This is a genomic window from Haloleucobacter albus (genome assembly GCF_052492075.1).
Genome location: NZ_JBQWAS010000019.1, coordinates 136,909 through 151,165, shown reverse-complemented (window position 1 = coordinate 151,165; position 14,257 = coordinate 136,909). Strand labels below are relative to the sequence as shown.

At 57.8% G+C, this 14,257-nt stretch carries 12 protein-coding genes; 2 read left to right on the top strand and 10 right to left on the bottom strand.

From position 1 onward, the window contains the following. Window positions 1-379: 379 nt before the first annotated feature. The 3 genes from ACT6QH_RS04050 to ACT6QH_RS04040 form a co-directional block, all read right to left on the bottom strand. Entirely contained in the window at window positions 380-2,314 is a 1,935-nt protein-coding gene (locus tag ACT6QH_RS04050; protein WP_444973526.1) for an OmpA family protein, read from the bottom strand. A gap of 485 nt (window positions 2,315-2,799) precedes the next feature. Next, a complete protein-coding gene (locus ACT6QH_RS04045) occupies window positions 2,800-4,110 on the bottom strand; it encodes a porin (protein WP_444973525.1) in 1,311 nt (436 codons plus the stop codon). Between the two features lie 166 nt (window positions 4,111-4,276). Next, window positions 4,277-5,647: a porin gene (locus tag ACT6QH_RS04040; protein ID WP_444973524.1), complete on the bottom strand. Its 1,371-nt coding sequence runs from the start codon at window positions 5,645-5,647 to the stop codon at window positions 4,277-4,279. A 748-nt stretch (window positions 5,648-6,395) separates the two neighbouring features. On the opposite strand from ACT6QH_RS04040, the gene ACT6QH_RS04035 reads away from it, so the two are divergent. Both ACT6QH_RS04035 and rnk read left to right on the top strand, forming a co-directional pair. Next, a complete protein-coding gene (locus ACT6QH_RS04035) occupies window positions 6,396-6,869 on the top strand; it encodes a MarR family winged helix-turn-helix transcriptional regulator (protein WP_444973523.1) in 474 nt (157 codons plus the stop codon). Window positions 6,870-7,310: 441 nt separating this feature from the next. Further along, a complete protein-coding gene (gene rnk / locus ACT6QH_RS04030) occupies window positions 7,311-7,730 on the top strand; it encodes a nucleoside diphosphate kinase regulator (RefSeq protein WP_444973522.1) in 420 nt (139 codons plus the stop codon). Between the two features lie 58 nt (window positions 7,731-7,788). On the opposite strand, the gene ACT6QH_RS04025 is transcribed toward rnk, so the two are convergent. From ACT6QH_RS04025 to ACT6QH_RS03995, 7 genes are all read right to left on the bottom strand, one after another. Further along, a complete protein-coding gene (locus ACT6QH_RS04025) occupies window positions 7,789-8,718 on the bottom strand; it encodes an efflux RND transporter periplasmic adaptor subunit (protein WP_444973521.1) in 930 nt (309 codons plus the stop codon). 12 nt (window positions 8,719-8,730) lie between these two features. Further along, entirely contained in the window at window positions 8,731-8,934 is a 204-nt protein-coding gene (locus tag ACT6QH_RS04020; protein ID WP_444973520.1) for a DUF1656 domain-containing protein, read from the bottom strand. 244 nt (window positions 8,935-9,178) lie between these two features. Then, window positions 9,179-9,961, bottom strand: coding sequence for a hypothetical protein (locus tag ACT6QH_RS04015; protein WP_444973519.1), 783 nt, complete (start codon window positions 9,959-9,961; stop codon window positions 9,179-9,181). Between the two features lie 155 nt (window positions 9,962-10,116). Further along, on the bottom strand, window positions 10,117-10,914 hold the full coding sequence (locus ACT6QH_RS04010) for an ATP12 family chaperone protein (RefSeq protein WP_444973518.1): 798 nt from the start codon (window positions 10,912-10,914) through the stop codon (window positions 10,117-10,119). Between the two features lie 4 nt (window positions 10,915-10,918). After that, window positions 10,919-11,632, bottom strand: coding sequence for an HAD-IA family hydrolase (locus tag ACT6QH_RS04005; RefSeq protein WP_444973517.1), 714 nt, complete (start codon window positions 11,630-11,632; stop codon window positions 10,919-10,921). Further along, window positions 11,629-12,291 carry a hypothetical protein gene (locus ACT6QH_RS04000; protein ID WP_444973516.1) on the bottom strand — a complete coding sequence of 221 codons (663 nt, stop codon included), beginning with the start codon at window positions 12,289-12,291 and terminating at the stop codon, window positions 11,629-11,631. The genes ACT6QH_RS04005 and ACT6QH_RS04000 overlap by 4 nt, the downstream gene beginning before the upstream one ends. A gap of 111 nt (window positions 12,292-12,402) precedes the next feature. Further along, on the bottom strand, window positions 12,403-14,256 hold the full coding sequence (locus ACT6QH_RS03995; RefSeq protein ID WP_444973536.1) for a TRAP transporter large permease: 1,854 nt from the start codon (window positions 14,254-14,256) through the stop codon (window positions 12,403-12,405). Window position 14,257: the final 1 nt, after the last annotated feature.

Genomic DNA, 14,257 nt, shown 5'->3' with positions numbered 1-14,257 from the left:
CCAGTATCGTCCCCATTCCCGCCTTGCGAGGAAAATCTCGGGCGAGGCATATGGGCAAATCGGCGCTTCAAATCATGGCATGAGAACAACCAGGATGAGCTTAACTGAGCCGCAAACCTGGCCAAGATGACGGAACCACCTTACCCATCTGACTGGAGAAGATCAGCTTCTCGTCTTGCGTTTTCCTGACCGTGTTGAGCGAAAGACAAGACCCGCCAACACACCGATGGTGAACGCCACAAAAAGCAGAAGCAGTACTTCGCGATAAAACACGCTCACGATGCACCTCCTATTTCATCTCGCGTCAGGAAATATCCGGTCACAAGGCCAATGCCGAAAGCGGCCAGAACATAGGGCCACAAGGCAAACGCAAGATAGATCATGGCGTCTGCGCCTCCTTCACCAGAAACTCGATGCGTCGGTTTTTGGCGCGCCCCTCTTCCGTCTCATTGCTGACTACAGGCTGTGTTGCGCCATAACCAACAGCCTCTAGATGTGAAGCCGAAACACCGGCAGCTTCCAGCACATCCACCACAGCCTGCGCCCGCGTTTCCGACAGGCGCTGATTGGAACGTGAGAAGCCCTGCGAATCCGTGTGGCCCGCCACCTCTATCCGCATGTTCGCGCAGCGCTGCAATATGTACACCAGCCGATCCAGCGTCGCCTGGCTGGCTGCATCTATGCTGGCGCTGCCTGTATCGAACAAAATGGTGCCATGCGCCATCACCTCAGACAACCCGGCCTGACATTCCGGCCCATCAACCGGAGCCCCCTCAGGAACCACGGATAATTCCACATCAATATTGAAAGGTGGCTTCACACTTTTTTCGAGCACAGCCCGAATATGATCGGCCGCAGCAGTCGTGAATGCGAGGCCGGAAAGCCGCAACTGCAAATCCGTGAGGCTCAGATCTCCTCTTTGAAGCCTCTCAAGCTGTCGAAGCCCGGCCTCAACAGCAGACTGGAACCCCTCGGGCGCCCCCGCACCAATGGCGGAAACATCCGTGACCGCCTCTTCCGGGAAGCCTCGCATCAGGATTTGACGCAGATAATCATGCGCTTTCTGGGTGGGGTAAAACCCGGAAAGGGTAATGCCGTTCTTGTCCCTTCGGGCAGAGAAAACATAGGGGGAAATCCGCGGTGGATTCACCTCATTTTCTACAGTGAGCCCAGCGGGAGAATGTTCCAGCGCTGTAGTCAGGGAACTGAAAGCCGCAGAATCCAGCGCCTCTCCGCTCAAGATCAAGCGCGCGCCCCGAGCTTCAGCACGGCCGCTCCGCAAGCGCGCCAACTGCGCCACAGCAAAATTGGCGGCAGCAGCCCACATTTCAGACGAAGGCCCACCAGAGGCCAATCGCATCTCATCCCGAATTGGCACCCCGGGGAAAGCGCTGCGCAGTGCATCACTCAACAAACGCCGCGTTTCTTCAGAAGGCGCATAGCCACTCATCTGAACTGAATCTGGCAAGCGCTGCAACTTCCACACGAAAGGCACGGCACGTGGTGGCTGAACAGCAAAACGCGCAACCTGAAAACCTTCAGGCGAATTCCGCCGCACCCGCGACAGGACATCAAACATATCAAAAGTGGCGGCGATACCTTCAACCGAAATGCCGCTATCCGCGATGCTCACCTGCAATTGACGAGCCTGACTGAGCAGATCCGCAGCAAAGCGCACGGCCTTCAACCACAAATCGGTACTCGGCGCACCATCAGCCAGATGCGTATCATCACGCACATCAAGGCCAGGCATCGCCTCATCCAAAATCGCCTTTACATCCGCACGCGCCGCTTCCGAAGGCACGTAGCCTGACAGGCGCAATGTGTTGCCTTCGCGGCTAGCGGACCAGAGAAAAGGCGAGGCCACAGGTGGGCGCACAGCGAAACGCGCCAGCGTCAGGCCATAGGGCAACGCGCCCCGCAGCACTTCGGCCAGCTCATCATAAATCTTCAGGTCAGGTGCACGCCCTTCAATGGAGAGGGCGTGATCTGCAATGGTGATACGCCCTGAAGGCAGTTGCTCCAACTGCTTGAGACTGAAATTGACCAACGCGGCAAAATCACCCGGAGGAGCGCCGCGCGCTCTGACGAGTTGATCTCCCCCAGAGACGATAAAACCGGCCTGTCTCGCAGTGCTGATAATACGCTCACGCGCCGCCACTGAAGGCACATAGCCAGCTAATGCGATAGCCTTCCCGTCCTTCACGGCGCTGAATGTAAAGGGGCGTCGTTCGGGCAGAAGCGTTGTGGCATCGCGCACCACGCGCACACCAAACATGTCTTCAAGGGATTTACGTACTTTCTCGCGCGCCATTTCCGCAAGGGACTCCCCTTCCAAAGTCGCATCCCTACCTTGGAAGTGAGCAGAAGCCCATGACTCACCAGTACGCTCCAGAACATCACGCGCCCGGCTGGCCAAATCCGCCTCAATCGAACTCTGTACAGTTGTTACCGTAAAAGCAGCGAGCGCACACCACGCCAGGAACCCGCAAACAAGAACCCAGCGTCGCCATCTTCCAAGCTTGCGAGGAAGACCACTTCCATTCCGCTCGCCAGCTCCCTCACCTGCCCCGTCACCGCGCACAGCCTGCTTTGCCGCACCGCTGTCAGACGCATCAAGAGCCATAAGCAGAAATCTCCTACAACCGTAGTCACGGGCTGGAATTCAGCACATTTCAGCCAGCCTCACAAACAGGCCCGGCCGGCAAGAATGAACCTTAGTACGAAGCGAGGCCAACAAACGCAAATGGCCCCCCTGGATCTCCACGCAGCACCTTTGCGCCCGATTGATTAGCGGTGTCAAAAATTCCGTGTAATGAACAGCAGCAGACGGCTTGCATCCACAGCTTCATAATCCGCGCTATATGTTGTCTTCAAATAATCCGTCGCCTGAATATGCGTGTAATCATATTGCAAGTACATTTTCAGATTTTGATGAGGTGCGTAAGAAATATAAGCCCCAAAATTAAAATTTACACCACCACTTGCCCCATAGGCCATGCGAAGGGTCGGGTTATTGTACTTGTAGTGTGCGTAACCACCAAAAAGGGCCGTGCCCCACCTGGCATTCCAGTTATGCAGCAAAGAAGCTGTAAAGTTCCAGCCGCCGACCTTACTCAACCCGTCCGGCCCCAGAAAAGCATCCGGCGGCATATATTGCCCATTTGTGGGATCAACCAGCCCAAGATAAGAAACTGCACCCTGCATATAGGCGGACTGAAAATAGATAGCATCCCCCTCACCCAGCATCGGCAAGTTGAGCATAAGACCGGCCTGTAGAGCGTATCCCCAATTCGCCTCAGATATATCTGGCGCATTATAGAAATTGAATGCTCGAATCTGATGAAGCGCCCCTGTCAGCTGCGCCTGACCCCATTCTCTCGTCAGATTCAAATTGCCCACAATATCCGGAAACTGGGCTCCAGCCTGATAACCTTCATAATCTGCCCCAAGTGCGCCGGCGGCAGGATCAACGGAATAAATCCCGCCATTCCTTTCGCTGCTGTCTTCCATGGATAAAGTAGCGCTTAAACCGTCGCCAAGCTCAGATGTGTAGGCCACAAGGTTGAGCTGAAGATCATCACCAATTGTCGCCGGATCCGTCCCCTGGACGTACTCATTCGCGTAAAAGTCGAAGAAAGACTGCGCGTAACCGGCAGTGAAGCCGCCCAGCTGGAGATACGATAGCCAGATCTGCAACTGCGCTTCATTCGGCCCATCAGACCACGGATCGGCGCTACGCCAATGATAGCGATATTCCATATAGGAACGCAGCGTTCCAAAATCCGTCGCGGTGCGGGCGTCGAGGATGAGCCCGCCCGTTGAAATAGAGTAAGTCTTATCATTTCTAGGCGGGTAATGAGTGTAGCTATTATAATAACCTTCCGCCCACAGATAGCTTCCAACCCGCAGACACACATCAGACTGCGGGATATAGAAAAAGCCTTCCCCCTCCGAGACGCACAACTTCACGCTGGAAAGCGGCATCTTGGGTTTCAGGGTATCTGCGGCGGCCGCAAGACGACCGACAAAACTGGAACATGCAACAAGCATCGCCAGACCCAGCACCACCCTGAAAACAGACACAACATATCCGCTCAAGGTCGACACAACGCTCGCTCCGCCCTCTTCAAAAAAAACCGGTTAAAATGGACAATCAAAAGCAAGCATCAGAGATGTAAAGCGCCCTGCTGCACCCAAAATGCAAAAAACGTAGCACACAATAAAAAAGCTCTGGCAGTTGCCTGCCAGAGCTCTGTACTGACCAGAAAACCGATCAGAAGTTACGCTGAATGCGCAGACCGCCGGACACCAGGTCCGTGGAGCCGCCGTAACCCACACCCACAGGGTTGAGGGCCTGAAGCGGGCTGCCGTCGTTGTAGTCGTGCTTGCCTTCAACCTTCGAGTACAGCACTTCCGCGCCGATATCGAGGTTCTTGACCGGGGACCAGATGGTGTTGAAGCCAACCTGCCACATGTTGAAGTCAGCAAAGCCGTTGTTAAGGGCGAAAGCCGTTTCCGGGGCATCGACGTCAACATAGCCGACCATCACAGCCGAACGCAGGCCGGGGGTCCAGAAGTGACGGAACTGACCGTTGATCGACCAAGCCTTGGTCTTGTCGTAGTCGTTCACGCCGTTATAGACGATGTCGGACAGCTGGTAGAAAGCACCACCAAGCGCGCCGAGGCTGTTGTTGGTGACACGACCGAACTGGGTCGCATTGGCGCTGGCGCGGTCAGAACCGTTCAGGCCAACATAGTTGAGAGCGCCGTCGCCATAAGCGGCAGTCACGAAGAAGGAGTCACCGGGAGACAGGGCGTCGAGATCGAACTCGAGCGTACCACCGATACCCCAACCCCACACGTCCGTGGAGTCATCGAAAGCAGCCGCGGAGTAAGCAACGCGAGACTGGTGAGCCGCAACGGCGAGCTGGGCAGAACCCCAAGCCTGCTCGAGGCGCAGGTTACCGACGATATCGGGAGCCTCGGAACCGCCACGGGTGTTCGGGCCATAAGCCGTCTGGTCGTACACGTCGATGAAGCGCTGATCTTCAACGGCGATGGTCGCGGAGAAGCCATTCCCGAACTGAGCCGTATAGGCAAGCTGGTTCAGCTTACGCTTGGTCATCGTGTAGGGGGTGGTCATCATGTAGTTCAGGTTCGGGTCGAAGAAAGAGGTCGTGTAACCTGCAGTCAGACCAGCGAACTGGATGAACGCGCGATCAACTTCAAGGCTGGTGTTGCCGTTGGTGCTGCTCCAGCTGTTGAGGTTGCCACCGAAGGCAGCGTAGGAGCGCAGAACGCCGTAGTCCGTCTGGGTACGGGCGTCGAGGCGGATCAGGCCACGAGTACGGGTGCGATAGTTGTCGGTCAGATCGTTCGTGTTCAGGCCATTCCCAAGGGTCTGGTTGCTGATGAACGGGTTCATGGTGCCGGTGGCATTGATGTACGTGTCGAAGCGCACATAACCACCGATCTTGAGGCAAGTGTCGGTGCCGGGAATGTAGTAGTAGCCTGCGCCGTAAGCAGAGCAGACCTTCACATACTCGACAGCCTTCGCCTTGACAGGCAGGTCGGCGGCCTGGGCTCCAGCCACCGCGACGAGACCTGCCGCGCTGCCGAGGAGAAGGCTTTTCACCATGTTCATCTTGACCTCCAAGTATAATTTCAAGGGAGCTAGCGGCGCTACATCGGCAGCTGTGTACCGTGAGCGTTCTTGCCCCATATTCCCAAGCCGGCCTCCGGCTACGCCTTAATTTCAGCGCCAGGTGAGCCTTGGGCGACCGGGGCTGCCCCCTTCGTCGCGAGACCCAACATACCGACGCCGAACGCCCTTTCAATCGGAAACAGACCTTTCCAAGCCGCATGAGTGCTTGTTACCCAATGCCTGTTGCAGGAATGCCACGGACCGCGAATACCCACCAAGATACCTCCATGCACCTCGCGCCACTGTATCAAAACAGCCACATTTCCGCCTCGAAGCCTTCATTTACAAGGATAAAGGGTGGCGACATCATACGCGGCCACAGCAGCCAGGCTGCCCAAAATTCGTGCTGCTGGTTGCAAAATAGCCAACTCTACAACCTCGCCTGTTTTGCCCCTGTTTCTCTCGAAAACAGTGCACGCCGTGATTTGCAGGGAATGAAACGGGCGAATTCTGCGAATCTTGCAGTGCAAGATATTTTTGCACCGCACACATCATGTGCTTGCCATAACGCGCCTGTGCACTCATCTTCTGCATAAGATCCTCACGCCCGCACGAAGGGCGGACATGGCTGGCAGGCCAGAATATTTGCGATGCCCCGCTTTTCGCGAGCCATAAGCATCGTGGTGCTCTTTAGGCTGCCATAGCGTGCCCTCCCTTGGATGCCCGGCCAAATTGCGAAGGCCCTCTGATGAGTCCCTATGGAGACATTGGTGACCCGAACTCTCTCGATGTCGCCAACCGTCTGTTTTTCCGTCTCTATCAGTGCTCGAATTTGCTGCACAAGAACGGTATGCGCCACATGGAGGGCTTTGGCGCCACAACTCAGCAATGGGCTGTTCTGGGTGCCCTTGCGCGCCCGCTGGTGCATAACAAAGGCATGTCTGTAAAGGAGTTGATGGAGTTTCTGCTCCTCAGCCGCCAGAACCTGACAGCCGTTCTGGACAGGCTGGAGGCACGCGCATGGATAGAACGCATGCGCGACCCGGAGGATGGCCGCAGCCGTTTGGTGCGCATGTCACCCGCTGGGGATTATGCCTGGTCCGAAATGCAGGAGCCTATTGCCGAGTTCTTCTCATCCGCCCTCTCGGGTCTCAGCAATGCCGAGCAAGTGCAGCTCTTCCAGCTTCTGGATCGCTTGCGCACAGGCCTGAACGCAGCCTGAGGGAAATGACGCCCATATCATTTCAAATGCCCGGCAGACATCTTCCACAAGCCCCCTTCCTTTAGGCGGGCCTGCCATAACGTCAACTGCCTTGACATCCGGGCACAGGCAATGCCTCATCTGCCTATGATGTGCGCATTCACCATTTTCCGTCGTCCCTGCCCCATCGCAGGAGACTAACCCCGCGTCCGGCCTCCGCGCCTCCGGGCGCCGGGGAAAGACGCCTTTGTTGCACGTCCCATACTGGCCTGCCACTTCATCGGCTTGAAGCGTCCGCATTCGCAGCGACAGCATCCGTCTGAAGAAAGTGAAGCGCCTTTTCCCCTTCGGAAGAGGCCGGCCATAATGGCGCATTTATCCCCATAACATCCAAGCGCGTGTCGCGTCGGCCAACTTTTGGCGGGTGGCCGCTTGCGTACACGTTCGAGACAGGTGATCTCCATGAGAAAGTCGACCAAGACAGGCCGCCTGCCGGCCATCGTTTTGAATGAAGAGGACCACGAGCGCCTCACCGGCCTGGCCACTGCCGCGCTGGACCGCAATCCAGATGTCGCTGAAGAGCTCTTGAAGGAACTGGAACGCGCCCGCGTGGTGCACAGTCGGCGCCTGCCCGCCAAAACCATCCGCATGGGCTCAACCGTAACCTATAGCAGTGACGGCACGTCGCGCACGGTCACTCTGGTTTATCCCGGAGAAGCCGATATTGCCGCCGGGCGCATCTCCATCATGACCCCGATCGGCGCAGCACTGATTGGGCTTTCCGAAGCGCAATCCATCACCTGGATGGCCCGCGATGGCCGTCGTCATGAACTGGAAGTGCTCACCGTGGCTTATGATGAGCCGGCGGAAGCGGAAGACTGAAACAAGATGGGAGGGGCCGGCAACACACCGCCCCTCCCGAATGAAAGTGAAAGCGCGGCTAGTGTGCGACTTTCTGCGCCGGAGCCGGCATCATTTCAGATTGCCCTTGGGGCGCCGCCCCCTCCGTTTCAGGCATGACCACCACGGTAGCAGTCATGCCGCTGGCCAATGGCAGGCCATTTGGCACAGCGTCAAAATCAATCCTCACCGGAATACGCTGCGCCAGACGAATCCACTGATAGTTCGCCTTCACAGCCAAAAGATCCGCCCGTCCCAAAGGGTTGTCGACATCAGCAATGCCACGGGCAATTGAAGCCACCTTCCCAGTCAGCATTGGCCCGCCAGCCATCAGATAGATCTGAACGGGCGCTCCCACGGGAATGTCGAACAGCTTGGTTTCCTCGAAATAGGCTTCGATACGCAAACTGCCAGCATCCACAATAGCCACCGATTCCGTGCCCTCCGTGGCATAATCACCGGCGTTCAGGTTGATATTTGTAATCCAGCCATCCGCCTTGGCCCTGGCCTCAGTCCATTGCAGTTGCAGACGGGCAGCGGCCAGTTGAGCCACGGCTTGCTGATATTCCCCCTCGGCAGCAGCAGCAGCCAGACGCGCATCTTCCTGCGCCTGCTCTGTCACTGCGAGTTCACTCAAATTGCGCATGCGGTCATAGATGGACAGTTTCATCTGCCAGTTCGCCTGCGTGGCGGCCACGCGCGCCTCCGCCTGCTGAACAGCCAACTGGAACGGTTCCTGCACAATGGTGAAGAGCACATCGCCCTTCCGCACGAACTCGTTCTCCCGCACATTCACAGAATCAATTTGCCCTGAAACTTGCGGCGCCATCCTGATGACATTCGCCACCACGCGCCCATCGCGGGTCCATGGGGAATAGAAATAATATTGCCACAGCAACCAGCCACACCAGACCGCGCTGGCCAGAAGCACCAGCGTGGCGAAGACCCGCACCACCGACATTCTGTCCATTTCAAACCCCACTCATTGCAAGGGCACAAACATGAACAGCAGGCTGAAGATGACCCCCACCAGACAGGCCTGCACCAAGGACTTGTGCCAGAAATATCTGTAAAGGCCGAGATGTGACAAGGCCAAATCGACGAGCAGATAAATGACAAGGCTTGCGAGAAAATAGAAAAAGATGGCCGGGAAATAAACTCCGGCGATTGAGACCTCGCGAAGCATGAGATTCAGCGCCCCTTTTCCTCAATCCAGAAGTCGCGCGGCAAGACAGGCGCGTATTCTTTTTTGGCATAATGTCTCGGCACATTCTCCGCAATGGGCTTCCATCAAAACACAGCCTCGTGTCAGAGCCCCATGATCGCGCCCCCATTGTGAAATGAAAATGGGATATGGGGCGCCCCATATCCCATCATCTCATCTCGAACCGAACAGTGCGCAAACACAGATACGGAAAGGCTCAAGCCCCCTACCCCGCAATATGCCGAACCTCATTGAGCAGGAAATTGCCGACACGCTTGCTGCGATTACGCATGGCCAGAATTGGCGAATTGTCCACGAAATAGGTGTGCAGAATAGAATCGCGGCTGCGCACTTCCGGCCCCAGCCTGTCTACCGAGTGCCACGTATCCTGCCCCACAGCAAAGGCATAGCCGGTATTGGGCGAGAAGGACATGCGCTGCACCATCTCGAAATGCCCATCCTCCGCCTGCCGGTCAAAACGCGTCCCTACATGGGTGATGCTTTCATCTTCCGGCAGATAGAACTGAATGGTGATTCCCTTCCAGCGCGTATCCGTGTGGGGGGGAATTTCATAACCCGCCACATCCCGCGTCAGCATGGGCACCGGAAACATGCCCACATTCATGAAATCCGGCCCGAAACGACGCTCCAGCCCCGGTGCGAGGCGGCGCATGAAAACCTGCTTCACAGGTTCCGAGCGCAGCACCTTGCCCACCAGCGCCCAGACATCCCGCTTCTCAAGCGGCAAATGACGCATATATTCTGGATAAAGATCAATCTTGATGCGGGTGGAGGAGCCATCCTCCTGCACATTCACATTATTCCTGCCCTTGAGGGCACGATATTCCCGCGCTTCCGGCATGGCGTCCCGCATCCGGGCGTAGAGATCTTCTGGAAAAATCCCCTCCAGCTCCAGATGCCAGAAGGGCTTCTCCACCAGCGGTGCGCGCTCAACGGCCTTGACCACATGGTCGATCACCCGCTCGACAATTTGTTCCATCGCCGACATGCCACGTTCCGTTTTTGTTTTTACACTCCTCAAGCCCGGCAGCCGCACAGCAAGCTGGCCAAGACTCGTCAAAAACGCATGATATCACTTGCTGTGGCAACCAAAATTGCTCAAACGCAAATAAGAACCGCTTTTAATTGCAAAGAAGAGCGCATCTATGCCCCGTGCAATGCCAGAAGGCGGACAGCCGCATCCATCTCCACGCGACGTGCTTCACGACGAGCGGAGGCCAGTTCGTCCTCCCCCCATTGCTCTCTGTTCCAGTCTTCATCGACATGAGCGGCAGCCCAGGCCTCATCCGCATTCAACCGCCCCTGGGCGACAGCCAGCGCAATGAGGGCGGAGCCTGTCAGCGTAGTCATGGAATGAATCGCGGCCAATGGAAGGGCTGCCTCAGGTACCAAACCGCGCACCACCTCAAGAGCATCTTCCGGCTGGGCAACATGCATTACGCCCTCCGCCAGAAAGAAGCGCGCCCCATGCTGCTCACGCAGCCAATCCAACACCGCATCCCAGTGGCTGGCCTGCCGCTCCACCAGCGCCTGTGGGCTATCGGTGCGGTAGAACAGCATGTCCGTTCCCGCATATCGCACCACTTCATCGCGCACCGCGCCTGCTTCAGGCCCCACCCGATCCAGCGCCACATTCACCAGCCGGGTCAGCGGCATGGTGGAAGGATCGATCTGCTCTTTCTGCGCAGCCCATTCTTCAGCCATGGCTTCAGCCAGCGCGCGGGTGGGCACTTGCAAAACCGCGCGCGCCGGTGTGCGCACCGGCCGACCATCCAGAAGAATGGAATATCCGGCCGCTGATGCTCCAGCCTCATCCGGCTGGCCGACACTCACCGCCTTGTAAAACCGTTTCGGCAACGACGGACGCTGCGCAGCCCGCGCACGCGCAATTGGATCTTCAGGTGAACCACCTTGTTCCAGTTCTTCCAACAGGTCGCGCATTGTGTCAGCCCTCCATGCCGGCAGGGCGCAGCGTTTGTGCGGCGAGTTGCGCCAATGCGTCCGGCACTTCCGTAAAATGATTCACCAAAATCTGTGCGCCAGCCTGGTTCAGTTCCTGTACCGGGTGATACCCCCAGGAAACCCCGAGAGCCCCCGCTCCCGCCGCGCGGGCCATGGCCATATCGAAGGCCGTATCACCCACCACAATGGTTTCTTCCGGGCGCGCCCCCATTTCCTGCATGGCCTGCAACACCATGGCCGGATGCGGCTTCGAGGGAGCATCATCCGCCGTCTGCACCGTATCAAACCAGCCGACCATATCGTGAGCGGCTAAAACCCGGTCCACCCCACGGCGGGCCTTGCCTGTCACCATGCCCAGCAGCACATCCTCACGCGCCCGCAATCCTTCCAGAACCTGCCGGGCACCGGGAAACATCGGCTCCGGCGGGTTAATGTCGCGCAGGCGCATAAAGGCGGTGCGATAGCCCTCGGCCATATCCTCAACCGGATAGCTCGCATCACCCTCGGCCAGATCGGTAAATGCCTCGACCAGCGAAAGCCCGACAATCGACAGCAATCGCTCACGCGAAGGCGGCGTAAGGCCGTGCATGGCGTGAGCATCCAACATGGCGGAGACGATCAAGTGCTGGCTGTCCACCAATGTGCCATCACAATCGAACAACACCAGAAGGGGGCCAGGGGAAGAAACAGGACTCATTTCTTGCTCATGGTCTGGGCGGCCACATCATACATCCAGCGCTCGCCCGAGGGATCGACAAACTCAATATCCTTGAAACCGCGACGCTCGCACTGGCGCGTAAAAGGCCCGGCAATGATGAGTTCAGCCGTGGCCGCAGCCGGAAAACCAAAGCGCATGACGAGCCGGGTATCCTCCTCGCCAGACGTGCCAACGGTCAACTCCAGCCCGTTGCCTGTCAGGCTCTCTTCCGTCTCCTTCGCGAAAGCGCGGCGCTCTTCAGCGGTGACGACGGGAGCCGGCTCTTCCGCCGGTGCAACTTCACCTGTGGCCGGTTCAGTAGCGGCCTCAGGCTTGACGTCGGGAGCCGGCGCCATCTCTTGCGGAGTTCCACTCTGCTGCTCAGGCACAACAGGTGCTGGCTCTACAGGAGGGGCCGCCTCTTCAGAAGTGACGGCCGGTGCAGATGCGGGTGGCGATGAAGGAGTGGCGAGCCCCCACCACACCACGCCACCAGCAATCAGGGCAACGCATGTGCCCGCGAGTCCGACAAGAAGACGCGACGCCCCCCCGCCCCGCAGCCTGTAACCACATATATCGCATTGCGCGGCCCCCTGCTGCACAGGCGCACCACAAGCCGGGCAAATGCCGGGGTCTGTTTCATCCTGTTGCATCGCCATTGCTGGTTCCTCACGCTTTCGGCCCAACATGGACTGTGCCCATAGCAGAATTCAGACTGCAACCATGAATGGGCACAACCCATCAGCAGTACCGCAGGATATCCCCCTCGTTTATCCGCCGAAATCGAGCGGTGGCGGCGGTGCGGCCAGCTCCGGCGTGAGGCTGTCAAACTGCTGCTGGATCTGCTGCTCATTCAGCTCCACATGGTCGGATTTGTAGTGTGTCACAATCTTCGGAAAGAGAATGATGAGTCCCACCATCAGAATCTGAATGAACACGAAGGGCACGGCCCCCCAATAGATCTGCCCTGTTGTGACAGGCTCCATGCGCTTGCCCGTCACCTTGTCGATATAGGGCACCTTCGCTGCAACAGAGCGCAGGAAGAACAGCGCAAAACCGAAGGGCGGGTGCATGAAGGAAGTCTGCATATTCATGGCCAGCATGACGCCAAACCAGATCAGATCAATCCCCATTTTGTCCGCCGCCGGCCCCAGCAGCGGAATAATGATGAAGGCCAGCTCGAAATAATCCAGGAAGAAGGCCAGCACGAACACCAGCAGGTTCACGGTGATGAGGAAGCCCGCTTCACCGCCCGGCAATGAAACCAGCAGTTCCTCCACCCAGATATGCCCATCCACCCCATAGAAGGTCAGCGAGAAGACCCGCGCCCCCAGCAGGATGAACAGGACGAAAGCAGAGAGCTTCGCGGTGGAATAGGTAGCCTGCTGCAACAGATTGAATTTCAGTCGCCCGCGCACAAGGGCCAGAAGCAGAGCGCCGGCCGCCCCCATGGCACCACCTTCAGTTGGTGTGGCGACACCAATGAAAATGGTACCCAGCACCAGGAAGATCAGCGCCAGCGGGGGCACCATCACAAACACCACCTGCTCGGCCAGCCGCGACAACAGATTGAGTCGGAACAGGCGATTGATAACCGCGAAGATGAAGGCCAGCCCCACCACAAGCGCCATGGCCAGCACGGTATAATCCACGCCGAACTTCACCTGCGTATCACTCATCACCCACACTGCAACGGCAATGGTTGCCGCCAGCAGGATAAAGAGAGACGGCGTGATAAGCCGGGCGACGCCGCTCATGAAGAAGAACAGCAGCACAAAGGCTGCGATGCCCCACAGCGGCGCATTGAGTGCTTCAGGCAACAGCCCCTCGGTGAGCACCGGCAAGGAACCCAGCGCAATCAGAACCGCAAGCCCGGCTGCGCTCAGCACTCCGAGAATACGTGGCGCGATGCGACCTTCATCTTCATCACGCAGGGTTTGTGCATCTTCCGGCAGGCCCGGCGCAGCGGCGGGGTAAAAGACCGAAACAATGAAGATATAAGTCGCATACAGCCCGGTCAGCATCAGCCCCGGAATGAACGCGCCCGCATACATATCACCCACCGAACGATTGAGCTGATCCGCCATCACGATCAGCACCAGCGAAGGCGGCATGATCTGCGCCAATGTGCCGGAAGCCGCAATCACCCCTGTCGCGACACGCCGATCATAGCCATAGCGCAACATGATCGGCAGGGAGATAAGCCCCATCGAAATGACGGAAGCCGCCACGACACCCGTGGTCGCCGCCAGCAGGGCCCCCACGAAAATCACAGCATAGGCAAGACCGCCGCGAATGGAGCCGAACAGCTGGCCAATCGTATCCAGCAGATCCTCCGCCATTCCCGAGCGCTCAAGAATGAGGCCCATGAAAGTGAAGAAGGGCACCGCCAGAAGCACTTCATTATTCATGGTGCCATAGACGCGCCCCGGCATGGCCTGAAAGAAATCCGGCCGGAACAACCCCAGCCAGATGCCGATGGCCCCGAAAATGAGGCCATTCGCCGCCAGCGAGAAGGCGACCGGATAGCCCAGCAGCAGGAACACAACCAGCGCCGCAAACATGATGGGCGCCATATTGTGGATGAACCAGCCCTTGAAGCCGGGCTCCGCAGCCAGTGCCATA